This is a genomic window from Sulfitobacter sp. HNIBRBA3233 (assembly GCF_040149665.1).
Taxonomy (GTDB): domain Bacteria; phylum Pseudomonadota; class Alphaproteobacteria; order Rhodobacterales; family Rhodobacteraceae; genus Sulfitobacter; species Sulfitobacter marinivivus.
In genome coordinates this window covers 500,622-521,707 of the sequence record NZ_JBEFLP010000002.1, presented here as the reverse complement: position 1 = coordinate 521,707, position 21,086 = coordinate 500,622, and the positions used below count along the sequence as shown (strand labels likewise).

At 62.7% G+C, this 21,086-nt stretch carries 21 protein-coding genes; 16 read left to right on the top strand and 5 right to left on the bottom strand.

Translation table 11 applies throughout. The features are described from left to right. From ABMC89_RS15720 to ABMC89_RS15690, 7 genes are all read left to right on the top strand, one after another. Positions 1-765, top strand: coding sequence for an SDR family oxidoreductase (locus ABMC89_RS15720; protein WP_349569634.1), 765 nt, complete (start codon positions 1-3; stop codon positions 763-765). Between the two features lie 10 nt (positions 766-775). Beyond that, entirely contained in the window at positions 776-1,519 is a 744-nt protein-coding gene (locus ABMC89_RS15715) for an SDR family oxidoreductase (protein WP_349569632.1), read from the top strand. Further along, positions 1,507-2,670, top strand: coding sequence for an alpha-hydroxy acid oxidase (locus ABMC89_RS15710; protein ID WP_349569630.1), 1,164 nt, complete (start codon positions 1,507-1,509; stop codon positions 2,668-2,670). The genes ABMC89_RS15715 and ABMC89_RS15710 overlap by 13 nt, the downstream gene beginning before the upstream one ends. 214 nt (positions 2,671-2,884) lie before the next feature. Next, positions 2,885-3,199 (top strand): hypothetical protein, encoded by a 315-nt coding sequence (locus ABMC89_RS15705; protein ID WP_349569628.1) that lies wholly within the window; start codon positions 2,885-2,887, stop codon positions 3,197-3,199. 91 nt (positions 3,200-3,290) lie between these two features. Further along, positions 3,291-3,785 (top strand): DUF411 domain-containing protein, encoded by a 495-nt coding sequence (locus ABMC89_RS15700; protein WP_349569626.1) that lies wholly within the window; start codon positions 3,291-3,293, stop codon positions 3,783-3,785. Beyond that, entirely contained in the window at positions 3,782-4,246 is a 465-nt protein-coding gene (locus tag ABMC89_RS15695; RefSeq protein ID WP_349569623.1) for a c-type cytochrome, read from the top strand. Before ABMC89_RS15700 ends, ABMC89_RS15695 begins: the two co-directional genes overlap by 4 nt. Next, positions 4,243-4,587 carry a copper resistance CopC family protein gene (locus ABMC89_RS15690; protein ID WP_349569621.1) on the top strand — a complete coding sequence of 115 codons (345 nt, stop codon included), beginning with the start codon at positions 4,243-4,245 and terminating at the stop codon, positions 4,585-4,587. Before ABMC89_RS15695 ends, ABMC89_RS15690 begins: the two co-directional genes overlap by 4 nt. Positions 4,588-4,705: 118 nt before the next feature. On the opposite strand, the gene ABMC89_RS15685 is transcribed toward ABMC89_RS15690, so the two are convergent. Next, positions 4,706-4,978, bottom strand: coding sequence for a metal-sensitive transcriptional regulator (locus ABMC89_RS15685; protein ID WP_349569619.1), 273 nt, complete (start codon positions 4,976-4,978; stop codon positions 4,706-4,708). A gap of 104 nt (positions 4,979-5,082) precedes the next feature. On the opposite strand from ABMC89_RS15685, the gene ABMC89_RS15680 reads away from it, so the two are divergent. Both ABMC89_RS15680 and ABMC89_RS15675 read left to right on the top strand, forming a co-directional pair. Then, entirely contained in the window at positions 5,083-5,610 is a 528-nt protein-coding gene (locus tag ABMC89_RS15680; protein ID WP_349569617.1) for a DUF305 domain-containing protein, read from the top strand. Between the two features lie 17 nt (positions 5,611-5,627). Then, positions 5,628-6,416 carry a MauE/DoxX family redox-associated membrane protein gene (locus tag ABMC89_RS15675; RefSeq protein WP_349569615.1) on the top strand — a complete coding sequence of 263 codons (789 nt, stop codon included), beginning with the start codon at positions 5,628-5,630 and terminating at the stop codon, positions 6,414-6,416. 199 nt (positions 6,417-6,615) lie between these two features. Here ABMC89_RS15675 and ABMC89_RS15670 read toward each other — a convergent pair whose 3' ends face one another. Both ABMC89_RS15670 and ABMC89_RS15665 read right to left on the bottom strand, forming a co-directional pair. Beyond that, positions 6,616-7,323 (bottom strand): GntR family transcriptional regulator, encoded by a 708-nt coding sequence (locus ABMC89_RS15670; RefSeq protein WP_349569612.1) that lies wholly within the window; start codon positions 7,321-7,323, stop codon positions 6,616-6,618. Between the two features lie 95 nt (positions 7,324-7,418). Then, positions 7,419-7,889: an Lrp/AsnC family transcriptional regulator gene (locus tag ABMC89_RS15665; RefSeq protein ID WP_349569610.1), complete on the bottom strand. Its 471-nt coding sequence runs from the start codon at positions 7,887-7,889 to the stop codon at positions 7,419-7,421. Between the two features lie 111 nt (positions 7,890-8,000). Between ABMC89_RS15665 and ABMC89_RS15660 the strand changes: the two genes are divergently transcribed. From ABMC89_RS15660 to ABMC89_RS15635, 6 genes are read left to right on the top strand one after another with little or no spacing between them, the layout of a single operon-like run. Next, entirely contained in the window at positions 8,001-10,322 is a 2,322-nt protein-coding gene (locus ABMC89_RS15660) for a thiamine pyrophosphate-binding protein (RefSeq protein WP_349569608.1), read from the top strand. Continuing rightward, entirely contained in the window at positions 10,319-11,554 is a 1,236-nt protein-coding gene (locus tag ABMC89_RS15655) for a CaiB/BaiF CoA transferase family protein (RefSeq protein WP_349569606.1), read from the top strand. Before ABMC89_RS15660 ends, ABMC89_RS15655 begins: the two co-directional genes overlap by 4 nt. Beyond that, on the top strand, positions 11,551-12,846 hold the full coding sequence (locus ABMC89_RS15650) for a TRAP transporter large permease (protein ID WP_349569604.1): 1,296 nt from the start codon (positions 11,551-11,553) through the stop codon (positions 12,844-12,846). The genes ABMC89_RS15655 and ABMC89_RS15650 overlap by 4 nt, the downstream gene beginning before the upstream one ends. Positions 12,847-12,874: 28 nt before the next feature. After that, positions 12,875-13,897, top strand: coding sequence for a TRAP transporter substrate-binding protein (locus ABMC89_RS15645; RefSeq protein WP_349569601.1), 1,023 nt, complete (start codon positions 12,875-12,877; stop codon positions 13,895-13,897). A gap of 60 nt (positions 13,898-13,957) precedes the next feature. Beyond that, the gene (locus ABMC89_RS15640) at positions 13,958-14,476 is read left to right on the top strand and encodes a TRAP transporter small permease (protein ID WP_349569599.1); all 519 of its coding nucleotides are present in this window, start codon (positions 13,958-13,960) and stop codon (positions 14,474-14,476) included. Between the two features lie 3 nt (positions 14,477-14,479). After that, positions 14,480-15,385 (top strand): hydroxymethylglutaryl-CoA lyase, encoded by a 906-nt coding sequence (locus ABMC89_RS15635; RefSeq protein ID WP_349569597.1) that lies wholly within the window; start codon positions 14,480-14,482, stop codon positions 15,383-15,385. 164 nt (positions 15,386-15,549) lie between these two features. Here the strand turns inward: ABMC89_RS15635 and ABMC89_RS15630 are convergent, their stop codons facing one another. Together ABMC89_RS15630 and ABMC89_RS15625 are read right to left on the bottom strand one after the other, a co-directional pair. After that, a complete protein-coding gene (locus ABMC89_RS15630) occupies positions 15,550-17,334 on the bottom strand; it encodes a TRAP transporter permease (protein WP_349569595.1) in 1,785 nt (594 codons plus the stop codon). Positions 17,335-17,398: 64 nt separating this feature from the next. Beyond that, positions 17,399-18,358, bottom strand: a complete 960-nt coding sequence (locus ABMC89_RS15625; RefSeq protein WP_439655670.1) for a TAXI family TRAP transporter solute-binding subunit — start codon at positions 18,356-18,358, stop codon at positions 17,399-17,401. 413 nt (positions 18,359-18,771) lie between these two features. On the opposite strand from ABMC89_RS15625, the gene ABMC89_RS15620 reads away from it, so the two are divergent. After that, on the top strand, positions 18,772-21,066 hold the full coding sequence (locus tag ABMC89_RS15620) for a cadherin-like domain-containing protein (RefSeq protein ID WP_349569591.1): 2,295 nt from the start codon (positions 18,772-18,774) through the stop codon (positions 21,064-21,066). Positions 21,067-21,086 lie beyond the last annotated feature (20 nt).

The following is a 21,086-nucleotide window of genomic DNA, read 5'->3' as shown; positions in this document are numbered from 1 at the left end:
ATGGGTAACCCGTTTGACCTGACCGGTCGCAAGGCATTGGTCACCGGAGGTGCCACCGGCATCGGCGAGGGCATAGCCCTTGCCCTTGCCGCCGCCGGGGCCGATGTGGCGCTGACCTATCGCAGCCATGAACCCGACGATACCCTCGCCAGGATCAAGGCGCTGGGTGTCAAGGGCGCCGCCGTGAAAGCCGACTTTTCCAATATGGATCAGGCAGGGGCCGAGGACGTGGTCCGTTTTGCCAGCGATGCCTTGGGCGGTCTGGACATTCTGGTGAACAATGCCGGGATCATCCACCGCGAAGACAGCACCGACATGCCGCTGGAGGACTGGCGCCGCGTGCTGTCGGTGAACCTTGATTCCGTTTGGCTGCTGTCTCAGGCGGCGGGCAAGCGCATGGTGGCCCAAGGCGCGGGCAAGGTCATCATCGTGTCCTCTGTGCTGGCGTCCCAAGGGGGGCTGCGTGTGCCAGCCTACGCCTCCAGCAAACATGCGGTCGTGGGCCTGACCAAGGCGCTTTGCAATGAATGGGCACCGCATGGTGTCAACGTCAACAGCATCGCGCCGGGCTACACCGCCACGGATAACACACAGGCGCTGCGCGACGATCCGGACCGCTCGAAGGCGCTGCTGGAACGCATACCGGCAGGCCGCTTTGCCGAGCCTTCGGAAATCGGCGGAGCGGCGGTTTTTCTGGCGTCTGACGCCGCCAATTATTGCCACGGAAGCGTGGTCACCGTCGATGGCGGCTGGCTCGCCCGTTAGGAGAAAGACTATGGAACAATCACTTAAGGGCAAAACCGCCCTGATCACCGCGGCGGGTGCCGGTATCGGACGCGCCAGCGCCGAAGCGCTGGCCGCGCGTGGCGCGAAAGTCATCGCCACCGATCTGAACGGCGATCTGGTCGCCGAACTGGCGGACGCATCGCCCAACATCACCGGCCACGCGCTTGACGTGCTGGATGCCGCTGCCGTTGAGGCGCTTGTCGCCTCCGTGGCGCCTGTGGACATCCTGCTCAACTGTGCGGGCTGGGTCCATGACGGCACAATTCTTGATTGCGACGAAGACGTCTGGGACCGTGCCTTTGATCTGAACGCCAAGGCGATGTACCGGATCACCAAGGCGGTCCTGCCCGGAATGCTGGAAAAAGGCGCGGGGTCGATCATCAACATCGCCTCCATCGTTTCCAGCGAAAAAGGCGCGCCGCGCCGGTTTGCCTATGGCGCGTCCAAGGCGGCGATCATCGGCATGACCAAATCCATCGCCGCTGATTTCGTCAAGGACGGCATCCGGTGCAACGCGATCTGCCCCGGCACGGTGCAAAGCCCGTCCCTGAACGACCGCCTGACCGCGACCGGCGATTTCGACAAGGCCCTTGCCGCCTTCAAGGAACGCCAGCCCATGGGGCGGCTCGGTCAACCCGAGGAAATCGCCGAAATGGTCTGTTATCTGGCCGGAGACCTGTCCGCCTTTACCACCGGACAGGCCTTTGCCGTCGATGGCGGGTGGTCGATCTGATGGGATTGGACCGCGCCGCCTCGATCGAAGACCTCAGGCTGAAGGCCAAAAGCAGGATCCCGCGTTTTGCTTTCGATCTGGTCGACGGCGGTGCGGAAAACGAACGCAACCTGCGCCGCAACTCCGAAGCCTTCGAAGAGGTGGAAATGACCCCGCGCTACATGGTCGACGTCTCCGACATCGACACGCGCGCGAGCGTGTTCGGGCAGACCTTCGATGTGCCCTTTGGCATGGCTCCGATCGGCATGCTCAACGCTTTCTGGCCCGGGGCTGATCTGACGCTGGCGCGCCTGTGCAAGGCGCAGAACATCCCCTACACGGCCAGCTCGGCCGCTTCCACCACGCTCGAAAAACTGGCCGAAGCCGCAGACGGCAACGGCTGGTTCCAGCTTTATGTGTCCAGCGATCCGGATGTCACCGAAAGCTTGATCTCCCGCGCGGAAGCCGCTGGCTATACAACCTTGATCGTCACCGCCGATGTGCCTGCGGCGGGCAAGCGCGACCGCGACATCCGCAACCAGCTTGCTGTGCCCTTCCGGTTCACGCCCGAGGTCGTCCTGCAGTGCGCGATGAACCCGCGCTGGGCGCTGACAAGCCTGAAACACGGCAGCCCGAACGTGGCCAATTACGCCGACCTTCTGCAAAGTGCCACGTCCTACGCCGATGTTCAAAAGACGCTCATCACCGCGGGGTTCACCTGGGAAGACCTCAAACGCTTGCGAAACCGCTGGAAGGGCAAGCTTCTGGTCAAAGGGATCTTGCACGAAAAAGACGCCGTGGCCTGCGCGGAACTGGGCTGCGACGGGATCGTGGTCTCTAACCACGGGGGGCGTCAGGTGGCCTTCGGGCCGCCGACGATCGAGGCACTGCCCGCCATTGCAAAGGCAGTCGCCGGGCGCATGACGATCATCCTCGATAGCGGCATCCGGCGCGGCGCTGACGTGCTGCGCGCAAAGGCACTCGGGGCGGATTTCACCTTTGCGGGCCGCGCGCTCGCCTATGGCGTCGGCGCTGGCAGTGACGCAGGCGCCAAACGCGCCTTCGATATCTTGCAGCTGGAACTGGTACGGGCGCTGGGCCAGCTTGGCATCCCGTCCTACGCCGAGGTCGGCCCGTCAGAGCTTAGCGCATCCAACAGGACGGGCAGCTAGGGACGAAGGTTTCGGCGAAAGGCGGACCGGCATCGCAAGCGAGCCGCCTTGGTCGGCCGGACCGGCGGCCCCGCGGTCATGACGCGGCGGGATCACCACGGCGAACATCCCCCGATGCGCGCCCCGGAAAGCTGCGGGCGCATTCCCGCCCGCGACATGATGTACCGCAGGTCGCGGCTTGCCAATATCGGCATACCCCATGTACCTATGCGTCATGGTTTTCATTCGGCTTCTTCTTGTTGCGATGGTTGCCCTCTCCGCTTCGGTCTTGGGGGCGGCGGACGCGGGCCATATGGCGGGCTTCGCGCACGGTCACGCAGCGATGGAGGAAGCGACGGATGGCCAGCCTGCGTGCTGTGCGGAAACCACCGAACGCAGCCCGACCTGCCACGGCTTTCCCGCACTGCCTCCCGGAGTGGAACAGGATGTGGTTGCACCCGCAGCCTGCGAAAACACGTTCTTCGGCACAAAGCTGCTGCTGACGGGAATAGAGCCGTCGGGCCCTCTGGACCCGCCGCGCGCTCTGTGATGCCTTCCGCGCCCGCTGTGGCGCGATCTGTTCAATGCAATCACACCAGAACGGGCTATGCCCGTACCCATCTCTGTTGAGAGGACCACTAATGAAACCGATCAAGACACTACTCGCCGTCGTCCCTGCTGCCGCTCTTTCGCTTGGCCTTGCCTCCTTCGGCGCGGCCGGAATGGTCCATGCGGAAAGCCATTCCGACATGGCCGATCACGGGACCATGCATGTAACCAAAAGCCCGACCTGCGGCTGCTGTGGTGCATGGGTCGCGCTCGCCCGCGAGGAAGGTTACGACATCGAGGTCACCGAAACCCGCGATGTGACCAGTGTGAAGCTCGACAACGACGTGCCCGGCACGATGTGGGCCTGCCACACCGCGACGATCGACGGCTACGTGATCGAAGGTCACGTGCCCTTCGCGGCCCTGTCCAAGCTGCTCGAGGAACGCCCCGAGATTTCCGGTATCGCGGTGCCGGGGATGCCCGGCGGCTCGCCCGGGATGGGGAACGACCCAACCGCGCGGTATGACGTGATGGCCTTCGGCGGCGAGGCCGGTGAGGGCAAGGTCTTTTATCAGGCCGGGCTGTGAACCGGCCTCTGGCCCTTGGACTGGGTGCGGCGGTTCTGGCTGGAGCCGTCGCACTCGCCGTCAGTTGGGGCAGCGGTGCGCCTGCCGGAACCACTCTCATGGCCTCCGATCCTGATGTCGTAGCCCGCGGAGAGCAGATCTATGCCGAGAATTGCGCAGCCTGTCACGGCAAGAACCTCGAAGGTCAGCCCGACTGGCGGATCCCCGGGCCCGACGGGCGGCTCCCCGCGCCACCGCACGATGAAACCGGGCACACGTGGCACCACGACGGGGAGACGCTGTTCCGTCTGACCAAATACGGCGCCGGTGCCGTGATCGGGGATCCCGATTACGCCTCCAACATGCCGATCTACGAGGGTGTCCTCACGGACGAGGAGATCATAGCCGTGCTGAGCTATATCAAATCGACGTGGCCGCAGGAGATCCGGCAACGCCACGACGAAATGGAGAACAGATCATGAAGCCTACCCTTCTGGCCCTCGCGTCCGTGCTGGCGACGGCGACCGCCGCGCTGGCCCACTCCAAAGCCGAAGGCACGACACCTGCCGATGGTGCAACCGTCGAAAGCATCGAGGCCATCGAACTGCGTTTCGACGATCCGATGCGGGTGACCGCCATTGCCCTTGCCGGGCCTGACGGCGATCTGGAAATCACCCGTGAAACCGGCCTCGATCCTGTAACGGAGTTCCGGGCCATGCCGCCGGAAAACATGCCCGCCGGGGCCTACACGGTCGACTGGCGCGGCCTGTCGCCGGACGGCCACCCGATGCAGGGCAGCTTCGGCTTCACGGTCTCGGACTGACCTCCGGGCGGCCCGGTTTTCGCAAAGGCCGGGCCGCTCTGGCGATGATCGCGCAAGCAGCCGCCGACGCGGTGGTGCCTGTCCCATGGACGGCCCCCGGCAGTCGGAACGAAAGACGCTAGCGTGACGCCTTTTGCAAAAGCCCGATCAGCTCGTCGAACTTGGCGCGCTGTTCCTCCTTATCACCGCTCGCAATGGCCGATTGCACGCAATGGGCGGCGTGATTTTCCAGCACGAGTCTTTCGACGCCGAGCAGAGCGGAACGGATCGCGGCCGTTTGCGCGAGAATGTCCATGCAGTACCGGTCATTCTCGACCATTTTCGCGACACCCCTCACCTGCCCTTCAAGGCGCGCGAGGCGGTCCATCGTCTTTTCCTTGATCGCTTTCATGGGTTTTTGCTCCTTTTACGGAACTATAGGGCTGACATTCATGTTGTATACCCCATATGGGTATATTGAGGAGACAGAAAATGTCGGATCGGGACAGCACCACAATGGCTTCACACGACGGGGATCACGATAGCGAACAGAACCATGGCAACAGCTACGGTCGGTTTTTCGCGATGATCGGTACGTCGACGGTTGTGATGTACGGCTTGATGTATCTCAACACCTACGCGCTCGATCACATCTTCTTCTCGCAGACCCGCATGTGGATGGCCCTCTACATGGGCGGTGTGATGGCGATCATCATGCTCGCCTTCATGCTTGGCATGTATTCGAACAGGAAAACCAATATCGCAATTTTCGTCGGCGCGGCGATTGCCTTTGCCGGCGGGCTCTACCTCGTTCGGTCGCAGGACACGGTCAGCGACATTGCCTGGATGAAGGCGATGATCCCGCACCATTCCATCGCGATCCTGACCAGCGAGCGGGCGAATATTTCCGACCCCCGCGTGCGCGCCTTGGCCGACGCGATCATCGAGGCCCAGCGCAGTGAGATCGAGGAAATGAAACTCTACATCGAAGATATCGAAGCCAACGGGGACGCCCCCGCCGGCACCCCACGCGCCGAACCCTGATACCAAGGAGAGACACCATGCCGAAAGACACCCGCGACGTTGCAGATGTGACGAGCGATCCCGCCACAGCCGCAACAGGAAAGACTGCCGTCCTATACCGGATGGCGTTGCCGAACCATCTGTGCCCATCGGGTCAAAAGGCCCGCTGGCTGCTAAAATCGAAGGGCTACGACATCGATGACCGGCTGTTCCGCGAACGCGCTGAAGTCGATGCCTTCAAGGAGGAATACGACGTTCCGACCACGCCCCAGATCTGGATCGAGGGGCAGCGTGTCGGCGGCTACGACGCCCTGCGCCAGAAGCTGACCGATTACGATCCCAAAGCAAAAACCTATACGCCGGTGATCTTTCTCTTCGCTGTGGCCGCAGCGACGGCATTGGCTTTGTCCATCGGATTTCTCGGGACGATCTCGTGGCAAACGCTCGGCTGGTTTATCTCGGTATCCATGATCCTTCTGGGGATGCAGAAACTCCGCGACATCGAAGGCTTTACGACGATGTTCCTCAACTACGATCTGCTGGCCCGCAAATGGGTGCCCTATGCCTATATTTACCCATGGGTCGAGACGGGCGCCGGTGTCCTGATGACCGGCATGCTGTTGACGTGGCTCGCCGCCCCTGCCGCGCTTTTCATCGCCACAGTCGGCGCGATCAGCGTGTTCAAGGCGGTCTACATCGACAAGCGCGAGCTGAAATGCGCCTGTGTCGGCGGCAATTCGAACGTGCCACTGGGCTTTGTAAGCCTCACCGAGAACCTGATGATGATGGGCATGGCAATCGTCATGCTGGTGATGATTTTCGCCTAAGTCTGAGGGATTTACACCAAGCGTCGCCGCCCACCGTGCACCGGCGGGCGGCGACCGGCAATGTTGCTGCGCGAGCAGCCGCGCAGTCGGCTCACAACCCAGCCATGCCACAGTAGTAGCGGGTCGCCTTCGGCTGATGCATCGGTTGACGGCTTAAGGGCCGGACCGCCCGCTTCGACCGGAACTTACCCTACCCTTCTCAGACAGACGCCTCGCGCAATCGTTGCGACGTGATCCGGTGGGCACGGGCGATATGGTCTTCCATCTCCGAGACGGCGGATTCCACGTCATCGCGCATCATCGCGTCAACGATGCGTTCGTGTTCTTCCCAGGATGTCCGTGCCGCGACGCCCTTCTGGATCACGACTCCGATCGAGCGGCGTATGTGCTGCCAGTGCATCTGCATGGTCGACAGGATGATCTGATTGCCGGTCCAGCCATAGATCATCTCGTGAAAAGCCGCATCCGCCCGCAGTTTGCGCGTCGCATCGCCGGTCTCTACCGCTTCCCAGCCCTGTTTCAGCACATCCTGCGCCTGGCTCGCCGCTGTCGCGGGCCTGCGCTCCATCGCGAGGCGGATTGCAAAGGGCTCCATCCCCGTCCGGAATTCATAAATTGAGGTAAACTGCGCGCCGGTGATGTGCGACACGACTACCCCCCGGCGACCCGTATCTTCAACGAACCCATTGGCCTTGAGGACCGAAATCGCGCTGTTTACGGGCTGTCGCGACACCTGCAACCGCGCGGCGATCTCGTCCTGGTTCAACCGCTCGCCCGGCAACAGCTCTCCCGTGCAGATCGCTTCGAGCAGGATATCGTGCGTCTGCTCGGTGAGCGATTTCGGTTGTTTGACCATCTGCATCGGCGTCTCCCGGTCCTCAGGACCATGCGCGACACACAATGCCATCGGGATCGGTCCTGTCCACGTATCTCCTATGCGAAATACGAAGAAAATCGGTCCGGGCGTGGGTCAGGGCCTGCGAAATACGCACAACGCCCCGATCACGGGGTGCGCGATCCAGCGGATTTCACACGGCGCAGCGGAATCGAGCTTTCAATCTCGGACACGCCTTTCACCTTGGTCAGCCTGCCGACGAGGAACTGCTCGAACTCGGCCATGGTGCGGGTGACCACACGCATCAGGTAGTCGCGACTGCCGGTCATCAGCCAGCAATCGACGACTTCGGGGAAGCCTTTGATGGCGGCTTCGAAAGTCGAAAGGGCGTCGTCGATCTGCCGGTCGAGCTTGACCGAAACGAAAACGGACACTTCAAATCCAAGTGCGACTTCGTTGATTGTTGCAGCGTAGCCGGTGATGACCCCGATCTCTTCCAGTTTGCGGAGCCTGCGGGCCACCGGAGTCGCGCTGAGGCCGACCGCGTCGCCCAGCGACTGCGCTGAAATGCGTCCGTCAGACGCAATCTTTCGAAGGATTCGCCTGTCTATCTCGTTAAGTTTGGAGGAATCCTTCATCTTTTTGATGATAATGTAGATAACCCTGCAAAACAATACGGGCGAAACAGTAAAAAAGCGCGAACACCTCCGTTAAAATTTCGTATACGGAATGCGAAACAGGAGGAAGCGATGCCCGACCCGCATCTGAGAACCATCGAGCAGAGACTGCTTTGGTTGTCGCATTGGATGATCCATCACGCCAATCACATCCGGCCAAAGGTCGATGGCATCAAGATCGGCGGGCATCAGGCGTCCTCGGCGTCCATGGTTTCGATCATGACCGCGCTTTATTTTTCGGCGCTGCGCCCGCAGGACCGCGTGGCCGTCAAACCCCATGCGTCGCCCGTCTTTCACGCGATGCACTACCTGATGGGCAACATCAGCCGCGAGAAGCTTGAGGGCTTTCGCGCCTTCGGCGGCGCACAGTCCTACCCGTCACGGACAAAGGACGTGGACGATGTGGATTTTTCCACCGGGTCCGTCGGGCTTGGTGTTGCGGTCACATCCTTTGCGTCGATGATTCAGGACTACATCGCGGCGAAATCGTGGGGGCACGACATCCCCAAAGGCCGCATGGTGGCGTTGGTCGGGGATGCCGAACTGGACGAGGGCAATGTCTACGAGTGCCTTCAGGAAGGCTGGAAGAACGATCTGCGCAATGTCTGGTGGATCGTGGATTACAACCGCCAGTCGCTGGACGGGATCGTGCACGAAGGGCTGTTTCAGCGGATCGAGAAGAGCTTCGATGCCTTCGGCTGGGACGTGGTCAAGGTCAAGTACGGCAAGCTCCAGCGTGCGGCCTTTGCGGAACCGGGCGGTGATGCGCTGCGCGACTGGATCGACCGGTGCCCCAACTCCGACTATGCGGCGCTGACCTTTCAGGGCGGTGCGATCTGGCGCAAGCGGCTGATGGACGACCTCGGCGATCAGGGACCTGTCACCGCGCTGATCGACCTGCGTTCCGACGATGAACTGGCGGATCTCATGGAGAACCTCGGCGGCAACTGCGTCGAGACCATGGCCGAGACCTTTGCCGCCATCGACCACGATCGCCCGGTCTGCTTTCTGGCCTACACCATCAAGGGCTGGGGCACGCCGATTGCGGGCCACAAGGACAACCACGGCGGGCTGATGACATCCGCGCAGATGGCCGAATGGCAGGCCCATATGGGCGTGCCGGAAGGACAGGAGTGGGATCGCTTCGCCACCGTCAAGGATGTTGCCGCGCTGAAGGAATATCTTGCCGAGGTGTCCTTCTTCTCCCGCGGTGCGCGGCGGTACGACGATGACGCACTGCCGGTGCCCGCCATCGCCGCCCCTGCCGACCGCGAGATTTCGACCCAGATGGCCTTCGGCAAGATCCTCGATGCGCTGGCAAAATCGCGTGATCCGCTGGCCGAGCGTATCGTCACCACATCGCCCGATGTCACCGGCACCACCAGCCTTGGCCCGTGGGTGAACCGCCGCAAGCTCTTTGCCCGCGATGCCCGCAAGGACGTGTTCCGCAGCCTCCAGATCCCCTCGACCGCGAAATGGGAATTCTCCCCCGACGGTCAGCATATCGAACTGGGCATCGCGGAGATGAACCTGTGCCTGCTGCTGGCGGCCGCCGGCCTGTCCACCCAGCTTTTCGGCAAGCGTCTGATGCCCGTTGGCACGGTCTATGATCCCTTCGTGGCCCGCGCGCTGGATGCGTTGAACTACGCCTGCTACCAGGACGCGCGTTTCATGCTGGTGGGGACACCTTCGGGTGTCACGCTGGCACCCGAAGGTGGTGCGCACCAGTCCATCGGCACACCGCTGATCGGCATCAGCCAACCGGGTCTTACCAGTTTCGAACCGGCCTATGCGGACGAGCTTGCGGTCATCATGGCCTGGGCCTTTGATCACATGCAGCAGGACAAGGGGGGCTCGGTCTACCTTCGGCTGACCACGAATCCGCTGGAACAGCCGGGCGCACGGGGCGGAGACAGCTTTGCCAGTGACGTGACCGAAGGCGCCTATTGGCTGCGCCGTCCCGGGCCGAATTGCGAAACCGTGATTGCCTATCAGGGCGCTGTCGCCCCCGAGGTTATTGCCGCAGCAGGAAAAGTGGGCAGCGCCAGACGGGACGTGGGCGTGCTGGCGGTGACATCTGCCGACAGGCTCCATGCCGGTTGGTCCGCCGCACAGCGCGACCGGATGCAGGGCGCGGACGGCGCGATCAGCCATATCGAACAGCTGCTGAGGGATCTGCCGCCCCACTGCACGCTCGTCACCGTGATCGACGGCCATCCCGCGACGCTGTCGTGGCTGGGCGGCGTGGCCGGGCACCGGGTGCTGGCGCTGGGCGTGGACGCCTTCGGCCAGACCGGCACGATCGGCGATCTGTATCACCATTTCGGCATCGATTCTGACGGTATCGCCGCACGGATCGAGGCACTGACCCCGGGGAGGAGGTTCTGCGCATGACCCAGACCGAAGCCAGAGGGCCGCTCAAGGGCCTTCGCGTCATTGAACTCGGCCAGCTGATCGCCGGTCCGTTCTGTGGCCAGCTGATGGCCGATTTCGGTGCCGAGGTGATCAAGGTTGAGCCGCCTGAAACCGGTGACGCCATGCGCCAGTGGGGACGCCCCGGCGAGGATGGCAAGCCGGTCTGGTGGCATGTCATCGCCCGCGGCAAGCGGTCGATCACGCTGGACCTGCGGCAGGAGGAAGGCCAGCAGGTGCTGCGGGATCTGGCCGCGACCGCGGATGTGCTGATCGAAAACTTCCGCCCCGGCACGATGGAACGCTGGGGCCTCGGCTATGACAGCCTGAGTGCGCTGAACCCGCGGCTGATCATGGTGCGCGTATCCGGCTTCGGTCAGGACGGCCCCTACGCCACACGCGCCGGTTTCGCCTCGGTCTGCGAGGCGATGGGGGGCCTGCGCGCGATCTCGGGTTATCCCGACCGCCCGCCGGTGCGGGTGGGCCTGTCGCTGGGTGACACGATGGCCGGGATCAACGCCGCCATGGGCGTGCTTCTGGCGCTGCAGCACCGCCACGCCAGCGGGCGCGGACAGGTGGTGGACAGCTCGATCTTCGAAAGCGTGCTGCATCTGACCGAATCGATGGTCGCCGAATTCGATGCTGGCGGGCATATCCGCACGCGCAACGGATCCTCGCTGCCCGGCATTGCGCCCTCGAACGCCTATCCGGCGGCGGATGGTCGCGATGTCATCATCGGCGCCAACCAGAACAGCGTCTATCGCCGCCTGTGCGAGGCGATGGGCCAGCCCGAACTGGCCGACCACCCCGATTACGCCGACCACCGCGCACGCGGCCGCAACGCCGAGGCGCTGGATGCGTTGATCTCGGACTGGACCCGCAAACATACGGCTGACGAGATCGTGGAGCGGATGAATGACGCGGGCGTGCCGGTGGGCCTTGCCTATACCGCCCGCGACATGATGGACGACGCGCATTTCAAGGCCCGCGAGGCGATCCTGCGGGTGGCCGACGGCAAGGGCGGCAGCCTTGCCATGCAGAACGTCTTTCCCCGCCTCTCTGCCAGCCCCGGCGGTGTGCGCGGCCTTGGCCCCGCACTGGGCCAAGATACCCAGACAGTCCTTTCGGACACGCTTGGATACGACCACGACCGCGTCGCGGCGCTGGCAAAGTCAGGTGTCATCGGCACCGAAGTCGAAAGTTCCACCACATGATAGAACCGCTCCTTGTTGTGATCGCGCTCATCGGCCTTATCGGCTTTGGTGCCCCGATCTTCCTCGCCCTTGGCGCTGCCGGCCTGCTCGGCCTCTGGATGGCGCGCGGCTCGCTGGCCTTCTTCTTTGCGCCGACGTCCTTTTTCGGCCAGCTCAACTCTTTCGAGTTGATCGCCCTGCCCCTGTTCATCCTTATGGGGAACTTCCTTGGCGCCACGCCGGTGGGCAAGAATCTCTTTCACGCCGCCTCTCTGTGGCTTTCCTGGCTCCGCGGTGGGCTTGCGATTTCGACAGTGGGGGCTTCCGCGATCTTCGGCGCGGTATCGGGCGTGTCGGTCGCGGGCGTCGCCGCTGTCGGTTCCATCGCGGTGCCGCAGATGCTGGACCGGGGCTATTCCCGCGGGCTGGCCGCGGGCTCTGTCGCGTCCTCGGGGGCGCTCGCGATGCTGATACCGCCCTCGGTGCCCTTCATCATCTACGGCGCGGTATCGGGCGTGTCGGTCGGCGCGCTCTTTATCGGTGGCATCCTGCCGGGGATCGCGCTGGCGCTGGCGCTGTCGATCTATATCTACATTCGCGTCCTGATCCGTCCCGAGGACGCGCCACAGGCAACCGGCCCGATGGCGCCCTTGGGCGAAAGGGTGCGGGCGCTTGGCGGCATCTGGCACGCGCTGGTGCTGGTCGCAATCGTTCTGGGGGCGATCTATACCGGTCTGGCCACCCCGTCCGAAGCGGCCGCCTTCGGCGCTTTTGGCGCTTTCTTCATCGCCGGGGCGATTTTCCGCGTTCTCGACTGGAAGACCCTGACCGGCATCCTTGCCGCATCGGTAAAGGTGTCGGGCGCGATCCTGTTGATCATCGGCTGCGCCAAGATCTTTGGCGACTATCTCAACCTCGTGCGTGTCCCCGAAACCGTCAGCACAGCGCTCACCGCGACAAACCTGCCGGCCTGGGCGATCCTGGTGATCATCATGCTGGCGCTGGTGCTTCTGGGCATGCTGGTTGACGCGGTCTCGCTCATCGTGGTGACGACGCCGATCCTTCTGCCGCTCATCGTCCAGCTGGGCTATGACCCGCTGTGGTTCGGTATCATTCTCGTGATGAACCTCGAGATCGCCGTTGTCACACCGCCGGTTGGTCTGAACCTCTACGCGCTGCGCGGGGTCTGTCCGATGTTGTCAGTCGAAGAAATCATCCGTTCCGTCGTGCCCTTCGTCTTCGTGCAGTTCGCGATGCTGATGATCTTCGTTCTCTCCCCGGCGCTCAGCCTCTGGCTGCCCGGCCTTCTCTAATACCGTCATTCGATAGGAGGATAACAGAATGACCATGAACCGCCGCACTTTCCTGCAAACAACTGCCGCCGCAGGCTCCCTGATGAGCCTCGGCGCCCCGGCCTTTGCCAAAACCACGCTGACCGGGGTCAGCTACCTGCCGCCGAGCTACAAGGCCCTGTCCTTCGGCTCTGCCGGTTTCGTCGAGCGCCTGTCGCAGAGCGACGCCGTTGCCGTCGACTATTACGACAGTGCCAAGCTGCTGAAGGCAGACGAACAGCTGCCCGCGCTGAACTCGGGCGCCATCGACTTCATGTTCCACACCACCAGCTACATCACCCGCTCGGTGCCGATCCTGGGGATCACAGGTCTGCCCAGCGTGGTCGAGGCGCTCCATGACAATCCCGACCGGCTTGCCAAAGGCAGCCCTCTGTACGAGCTGATCAACGAGGAGATGCAGAAAGAAGGGCTCTACATGCATTCCTTGATGGGCAACATTCTCGAGCCCGAATACATGTGGTCCACCAAAGCCGCACCGATCCAGTCCGTCGCCGACCTGTCGGGCAAGAAAGTGCGCGTCGTCAGCTTCGAGGCCACGCAGGTCATCGAGGATTTCGGCGCCGCTGCCGTGCGGATCCCGTCGTCGGAGCTGTATCTGGCGCTTCAGCGCGGCACGGTCGATGCCGCCGTCGCCAATATCTCCACCGTCGTCGGCCGTTCCTTGCAGGAGCAACTGGGCTTCGTGCACAAACTGCCGCTGACCGCCTACGGCATCGGCCTCTTCACCACCACGAAGCGTTGGGAGACAATGAGCTCCGACGCGCAGGCCGCCTTCACCGAGGCAGCCGACTGGCTGGACGCCAATGGCGCGAAAGAGGCCAATGATGTGATCTATCCCAACGAATTCTGGCCCATGATGGAAGCCGCCGGGATCGAGGTGATCGAGCCGACCGAAGAGGACCTCGCCCAATTGGCCGAAGCCTCCAAGGCCGTCGACGCCGCCTGGATGGAAGAGGTGGGTGCCGAAGTCGGTGAGCGTGCCATCGCGCTCGCCCTCGGCCAGACATCTTAACCAAATGCGCCGCCCCGCCCCGGAATTGCCCGGGCGGGGCCCAACAGCAAGGATCATGCCATGAGAAAGCTATTCGACCGCATCGCCCGGGCCCTGCAACTGTCAGGCCAGTTCGTGCTGGCCTTCATGGTGCTGACAATCTGTTATGACGCGATCATGCGGTATGTCTTTACCGCGCCGACCTCGTGGTCACTTGAAATCAATACCTTTCTGATCATCTACGTCGCCGCCATCACCGCGGCGGATGTACAGCGGACCGACAGCCATATCCGGATCACCTTTTTCGCGGACAAGATGGCCAGGGGCGCCCAGCGCGTGCTGCGGGTGCTGATCGGTCTGATCGGCGTCGCGTTTTGCGGGATCATGGCCTGGCGTGGCGGCCTTATGACCTATCAGGCGTGGGATTTCGGCGAGCGTGTCTCCTCCAGTTTCGGCACGCCGATGGTGGTGCCCTACGCGCTGCTGCCGCTGGGCTTTGGAATGCTGGCGATCCAGTTCCTGTTCAACGCGCTCGATGCGGCCTTCTGGCCGGATCAGGACGACGACAACGCACCATCCGAGAATTTGCAGGAAATCTGACCCATGGCCGACCGGCATCCCGTAATCTGCGAAGTCGCCCCGCGCGACGGCTTTCAATCCATCGCCGCCCCGCTGCCGACGCAGGACAAGATCGCCATCATCCGTGATCTGGCCGCGGCAGGATGTCAGCGGATCGAGATCGGAAGTTTCGTCAGCCCCAAGGCGATCCCGCAAATGGCCGATATGCGCGATATCACGGCGGCGGTGCGCGATCTGCCCGCACGGCTTTCCGCGCTGGTGCCCAATCCGCGGGGCGCCGAAGATGCGCTGGCGGCGGGCATTACCGAGCTGGTCTATGTCTTTTCCGCCTCCGAGGCGCATAACCAAAACAATGTCCGCCAATCCGTCGCGCAGTCGATCGAGGGTCTAGCACGGATCGTCGAGGTGATGCCCGGCGGGACGGACCTGCGCGTGGATCTCGCCACTGCATTCGATTGCCCCTTTGACGGGACGGTCGCCCTGGAGGCTGTCACGGACGCCGTCCGCGCGATCTGCGCCATCGCGCCCCGCGCCGGGATCGCGCTTTGCGACACCACGGGCCGCGCCAATCCGTTCACGGTCGCAGAAAGGTTCGGGACCGTCATGGCCCTGCCCGAGAGCCGCGAGAATTCCTGGGCCTTCCACGGGCACGACACCTTCGGACAGGGGGTTGCCAATGCGCTTGCCGCGTGGCGCGCGGGCGTCAGCGTTTTCGATACAGCTGCGGCGGGGCTTGGGGGTTGTCCCTTCGCGCCCGGCGCCACTGGCAACACGGCGACCGAAGACGTCGTTTTCGCGTTCAACGAAGGCGGGCTCGACACCGGCATCGACCTTGCCACGCTTCTGACCGTCGCCGACCGTATCGCCGCACTGCCGGGGGCCGCGACCGGCAGCCACTTGCGGCAGGTCCCGCGCCATCGCGCGGCCTGACCTTCATGTCAGCGATTTTCACCCAAGCCGGGTGATGGGTTCTACCGCCTGAACAGGGCGCGGTTTCGCCCCCCCTGTCCCCGCCACGGCGCTACGAACCATTGCCCACCGTAACGGGGTGCGACGCGCCCGCGTGCCCTTCCGGACCGTTGCGGCGGAAGACGTCAGATGTAGATGCCCGAAAAGATCACGGCCAGCCCGGCACCGACCAGCAGGGCGGTCTTGCCACTTTTGCGGGCACCGATCAGCCCGTAGGAGACGAGCGCCAGCCCGGCGGCGATCCGCAGCATCGCGATGATCGCGGACAGGGGACTGTCGACCAGCCGGATGATGTCGGGGTTTGCGATCATCCCCAAGGGGATCAGATAGAGCCCCACCCCCAGCGCCATCGCCGTCAGCGCGACCTTCAGCCAGTTTTCCCCGATCATCCCCGCAGCGATGAAAACCGCGCCGCAGACCGGCGGCGTGATCGTCGACAGCAGGGCGAACCAGAAAACGAACAGATGCGCCTGCAAGGGCTCCAGCCCCAGCTGTATCAGCGCCGGACCCGCGACCGACACGCAGATGACATAGGCCGCCGTCGTCGGCACCTCCATCCCCAGAAGCAGACAGGCGAGCGCGGTCAGAAGCAGTGACGGCCAGAGCAGGCCACCGGACCCTTCGAGGATAAGCGAGGTGATCTTGACGCCGAGGCCCGTGATCGCAAGCACACCGATGATGATCGAGGCACACAGGATGATGGCCGCGATCATCGACACCTGTCTTGCGGCATTCATCAGCGCACTCTGGAACCGCTCGGCGATCTGTGAAGGCCGCAGTTCGAAGTCCATGTTGAAGAACAAAAGCACCGCCCCCGCAAGGATCGCAAGCGCCGCTGCATATTGCGGGGTGAACCCGGCCCCGAACATCGCCCAGAGCAGGACCGAGAAGGGCACAAGGAAAAACAGCGAGGTGATAACGACGTCGCGCCCCTTGGGGCGGTCTGCTTCGTCAACGCCCCTGAGGTCGAAACGGGTGGCATAGGCGTTGATGCCGACCCAGACGGCAAAGAAGTAGAGAAGCGCGGGCAGGATCGCCGCCGCCATGATCGACGTGTAGGGCACGCCGGTCAGCTCGACCATAACGAAAGCACCCGCGCCCATCAGGGGCGGCATAATTTGCCCGCCAGAGGATGCGACCGCCTCGACAGCGGCAGCAAGGCGTTTGGGATAGCCCAGTTTGGTCATGGCAGGCAGGGTGACGGCGCCGGTAGACGCGACATTGGCCGAAGCGGACCCCGAGATCGAACCGAAGAGCGCCGAGGAGATCACGGATACCTTCGCACCCCCGCCCTTCAGTCGTCCTGCCGCCGCGCCGGCCACGTTCATGAACCCCTGCCCCGCCTCGCCCGCGTTCAGCACCGCGCCGAAGATCACGAAAATCGCCACCACGGCCACGGACACCCCGGTGAGTGACCCGAAGATACCGCCTTCGGCAATGGTGAGCGTTCCGAGGAAACTGGCGATCGGAGTTCCTGAATGGCCGAACTGGCCGGGAATGTATTGACCGAAAAGACCGTAAAGCAGCGCTGCGGCAGCGACCAGCGGCAGCGGCCAGCCGATGGCACGGCGGGCGGCCTCGAGCGTCACCACCAGAAGGGTGACCGCCATGGCAATCTGCATGTCGCCTTCTAGGAAGCCGTATTGATCGCCCAGCCGGTCGTGGTTGATCGCGATCCATACTGTCGCGCAGATGCCCAGCGCGGCCAGTACCGTGCCGCTTATCGTTCCCCAGCGGCTTTCGTTGCCCAGCATCAGCACGAACGGCAGGATGAAAGCCATATGCAGCGGACGGCTGACCAGATTGGGAACCAGGCCGGAGAAGATCAGCGCAAGGTGATAGGCCACGAGCGCCGCGGCCAGTATCAACCAGAAAGCTGCGGCAAGGCGACCGGTGCGAAGATCAGGCATGGGAACTCTCTGGATCAGGAGGAGCAGGCCGGACGCAAGATCCGGCCTGCACTGGGGCGGAGCGTTACTTCTGGTCTTCGCTCAGTTCAATGCCCGCTTCTTCGTAGTAGCGCACCGCACCGGGATGGATCTTGCCGTTGATATTGCCCAGCATGGCCGGATCGACACCGTTCCACCAAGGGGATGTATCGCCCAGCTTGGCCTTGTTTTCCCAGTAGGTCTTGGTCAGCGCGTAGGCCGTGTCGTCGTCCATCTTGGTGGTCGTGTATGCCACCACGGGCAGCGAGGTCGTGGTGATATCGGCCTGCTGACCGGCATAGGTGTTGGCGGGAATGACGATTTCCGTGCGCTTGGTCTCGGCGACCTGCTCTTGCGTCATGGACAGGATCGTGACGGAAGCGGAAGCCGCCGCCTCTATCACGTTGGGCGCGGGGTAAGAGCCTGCCGTGACGAAACCGTCGATCTGCCCGTTCTTGAGCGCTGCGACAGCGTTGGACAGTTCCGCATCCGCGATCTCGACGCTATCGGCCACACCGAAGAGTTCGAGGTATTTCTCGCCCTCTGTCGCGCCGAAGGAGCCCTTGCCGAGCAGGATCGTCTTGCCCGCCAGACCCGCGATATCGGTGACACCGCTATCGGCGGACATGACGAAATGCATGGTCAGCGACGGAATGGGAAAAAGCGCGCGAATATCGTCAAAGGCCGGATCGCCCTTCCCTTCGAACATGGCCTTCCCCCCTTGCGCCAGACCGACGAGCGCCGGTGGCGTGGTGAAGACGTAGTCGCCACCACGGGCGCGCACTTCCATCACGTTCTGAACGGAGCCCTGGCTTTCTTCCACGGTGACCGAGATGTCGCCGCCGGTGCCGGCCTTCATCGCCTCGGCCAGTTCCACGCCCATCTGGTAATAGGACGATCCAGTCTTGGCCGACTTGTACGTCACCCGCGTCTCGGCCGATGCGGCCGTTATCGTGGCGGTCGTCAGGGCAATCGCCGCAACGGCTGTCTTCAGTATCATGTTCATTACTCTTCCCTCCCAGAAATAGTCTGCTGATGTGCGAACCCTGAATTTTTTGTTCGGGTTCCGCAAGGTTCGTATTGGCGCCCGCCGGAGGATCTGGCGAAATGGCGGCCCGTGTCACCCTTGTCGCGCCTTTGGCGCCACCCGGTCGCAGACGGCCCGCCCGAAGGCCTGAAACCCGGCCCCTTCAGACGAGAAATTTTGCAACGGAGTCAATTCCTTCCCTCGGGTTTGGCCCCGGCCGGATAGGTTTTTCTACTTTTCAACGAGAAAACATGCTAAAAAACTCCCGTCAAAGGCGAGTCGGCGGTACGGTCTGCTGTTATTTTACGTCCGCCTGGTAATTTTTATTTTTCTTAGTTTTCATATATTTAAGCGCCTTTTGGCGAAGAAATTTCATTTGGGAGGAACGCACGATGACACGCTCCGTGCAATTTTCCGTCATTCAGGACGGTATGAAGATCGATTTTACAGTAGTCGAAAAAGACGTAAATGACGACGAGATCATGGATCTGGTCTGGACCGCCACGATCGACGAAAGCTATGGGCTCACAGGTGATCTGAGGGCGATCATGTGGGACGTCAACGATGGTCGCGAAACCAAGTGGAGTGCGCTTGACGACAAAGTAGCCCCTCCGGTTCTGGGGAGCGATGTCACCGATTGGCAGTTCGACGCCAACGCCGTCGACAACTTCGGCAACGGGGCCAACCTGCACGGTGAAATCACCTCCAGGAACAGGGATTTCGATGCGGGCGTCGAGATCGGGACGCAGGGGATCGCCACGGATGATATCCAATCCACGACATGGACCGTTCTGGGCGATACCAGCATCGGCAGCCTCAGCCTTGACGACATCGGCAACCAGCGCATCGGTGTGCGCGTCACCAGCGTAGGCGAACCGGGCGGCAACCGCGATGGATCGCTCAAGATCGAGGGGCGGATCCCGCTGGCACCGGACGGCAAGGACGATCTGTTCAGCGAAGAGGAAGACACCTGCATCGCCGGCAACGTGCTGGCCGATAATGGTCTGGGCGCCGATACGGACGGTGACGGAGATCCGCTGACCGTGACCGAAGTGATCGTCGATGGCACCGCCTATGCACTGGATACGCCCATCGACACCGGCAACGGCATCCTCACGGTCGGCGCCAACGGTGATTTCACCTTCGTACCCGCAACCAGTTGGACCGGCACGCAGACATTCGATTACACCGTGACGGACGGCAATGGCGGATTTGACTGTCCGACCGTGACGATCAACGTCAACGAGGTCGCCGGTATCACTGTCGATCTGGAGGATGGTCTGGCAATCGACACGGACGCGCTGACACTGTCGGCGGCAGACGGCGCAATCGTCGAGGTTACCCGCGGCCCGGACAATACTCTGACGTTCGATCTGAACGTTTTCGTCCCGGACCTGCCCGAGAAAGCCGATATCGTGCTGGCCCAGGATCTTTCGGGATCGTTCAATGATGATATCAGCACGCTGAAGAACGGCAATTTCATGCAGGATCTGGCATTTGCGCTGACTGCGGGGGGAATTGACGATCTCGCACTGGGGATCACCAGCTATGTCGACTATCCCATCAGTCCCTTCGGCATTCCCAGTGATTTTATCTATAATGTCGATCAGGATCTGACGACCGATTTTGCTGCTGCGGATGCCGCTCTGGACACGCTGTCTATAAGAAACGGCAACGACTTGCCCGAAGCGCAACTTGTTTCCCTGCAGCAGGTGGGTCTGGGCAACGGGTTAACCTTTCGCGCGGAGTCGCAACGGTTTGTGGTTCTGACCACCGATGCGGCGTTCCATCAGGCGGGCAACTACGCCGCCGGAGGCCCGAACGACAATGACACCGATCTATCCGATGGCACAGGGGCTGGCGGGCTGGAGGATTATCCCGCCATCGCGCAGGTCGCTGCGGCGCTGGCGTCAAACGGGTTGATCCCGATCTTCGCGGTCACCGCCGGTCAGATCGGCACGTACCAAGCGCTGCTCGATAATCTGGGTGTTGGCGGTTCGGTTGTTCAGCTGGCAGGGAACAGTTCAAACCTTGCTGCCGCCATCCTCACGGGTCTGTCCGAGGTGACCACCGATGTCGATCTTGCCATCACGTCGGATGACTATGGGTTCATCCAATCGGTTGTGCCGGCCGGGCTGGGCTTTGACGATGTGGCCGGAGAGGCGACCGTAACCTTCGAGTTGGAGATTGGTACACCGGCGGACTATGCCGACGATGAGGTCACGCTGACCGTGCCGGGCTTCGGTGAGGTGACGCTGGACTTCTCGTTCGGGGTTGAAACCGTCGACGGCAGCGCCGGACGCGACACGCTGTCGGGCAACAACAACGCAAACGAGATCTACGGCTACGAACGGGCCGATGTGCTGGACGGTGAAGGTGGCGACGATGTTCTGGTCGGGGGCACCGGAAACGACACTCTCACCGGCGGATCGGGGGCGGATGTCTTTGTGTTCGAGGATGCGGACAAGTTCCGCGGCACGGACACGGTTCTCGACTATGTGGACGGCGTCGACATGCTGCAGCTTTCCGGTTTCGGAGCGGTTGGCTTCGGCGATCTGGTGATTGCCAACGATACCGGTGGCAATGCGACCATCAGCGTCATGGACGGCAAGGCGGACGAGATCATCGCGGTTCTGAACGGCGTTGATGCGTCGGCACTGGATATGGGCGATTTCATCTTCGCCTGACGCCAAAGGCGCGGGCCGGC

Excerpts from the sequence above, each read along its gene's own strand:
- ABMC89_RS15720 (WP_349569634.1), top strand. The coding sequence starts at position 1 with ATGGGTAACCCGTTTGACCTGACCGGTCGCAAGGCATTGGTCACCGGA.
- ABMC89_RS15715 (WP_349569632.1), top strand. The coding sequence starts at position 776 with ATGGAACAATCACTTAAGGGCAAAACCGCCCTGATCACCGCGGCGGGT.
- ABMC89_RS15705 (WP_349569628.1), top strand. The coding sequence starts at position 2,885 with ATGGTTTTCATTCGGCTTCTTCTTGTTGCGATGGTTGCCCTCTCCGCT.
- ABMC89_RS15700 (WP_349569626.1), top strand. The coding sequence starts at position 3,291 with ATGAAACCGATCAAGACACTACTCGCCGTCGTCCCTGCTGCCGCTCTT.
- ABMC89_RS15690 (WP_349569621.1), top strand. The coding sequence starts at position 4,243 with ATGAAGCCTACCCTTCTGGCCCTCGCGTCCGTGCTGGCGACGGCGACC.
- ABMC89_RS15685 (WP_349569619.1), bottom strand. The coding sequence starts at position 4,978 with ATGAAAGCGATCAAGGAAAAGACGATGGACCGCCTCGCGCGCCTTGAA.
- ABMC89_RS15680 (WP_349569617.1), top strand. The coding sequence starts at position 5,083 with ATGGCTTCACACGACGGGGATCACGATAGCGAACAGAACCATGGCAAC.
- ABMC89_RS15675 (WP_349569615.1), top strand. The coding sequence starts at position 5,628 with ATGCCGAAAGACACCCGCGACGTTGCAGATGTGACGAGCGATCCCGCC.
- ABMC89_RS15670 (WP_349569612.1), bottom strand. The coding sequence starts at position 7,323 with ATGGCATTGTGTGTCGCGCATGGTCCTGAGGACCGGGAGACGCCGATG.
- ABMC89_RS15665 (WP_349569610.1), bottom strand. The coding sequence starts at position 7,889 with ATGAAGGATTCCTCCAAACTTAACGAGATAGACAGGCGAATCCTTCGA.
- ABMC89_RS15660 (WP_349569608.1), top strand. The coding sequence starts at position 8,001 with ATGCCCGACCCGCATCTGAGAACCATCGAGCAGAGACTGCTTTGGTTG.
- ABMC89_RS15655 (WP_349569606.1), top strand. The coding sequence starts at position 10,319 with ATGACCCAGACCGAAGCCAGAGGGCCGCTCAAGGGCCTTCGCGTCATT.
- ABMC89_RS15650 (WP_349569604.1), top strand. The coding sequence starts at position 11,551 with ATGATAGAACCGCTCCTTGTTGTGATCGCGCTCATCGGCCTTATCGGC.
- ABMC89_RS15645 (WP_349569601.1), top strand. The coding sequence starts at position 12,875 with ATGACCATGAACCGCCGCACTTTCCTGCAAACAACTGCCGCCGCAGGC.
- ABMC89_RS15640 (WP_349569599.1), top strand. The coding sequence starts at position 13,958 with ATGAGAAAGCTATTCGACCGCATCGCCCGGGCCCTGCAACTGTCAGGC.
- ABMC89_RS15635 (WP_349569597.1), top strand. The coding sequence starts at position 14,480 with ATGGCCGACCGGCATCCCGTAATCTGCGAAGTCGCCCCGCGCGACGGC.
- ABMC89_RS15630 (WP_349569595.1), bottom strand. The coding sequence starts at position 17,334 with ATGCCTGATCTTCGCACCGGTCGCCTTGCCGCAGCTTTCTGGTTGATA.
- ABMC89_RS15625 (WP_439655670.1), bottom strand. The coding sequence starts at position 18,358 with ATGAACATGATACTGAAGACAGCCGTTGCGGCGATTGCCCTGACGACC.
- ABMC89_RS15620 (WP_349569591.1), top strand. The coding sequence starts at position 18,772 with ATGACACGCTCCGTGCAATTTTCCGTCATTCAGGACGGTATGAAGATC.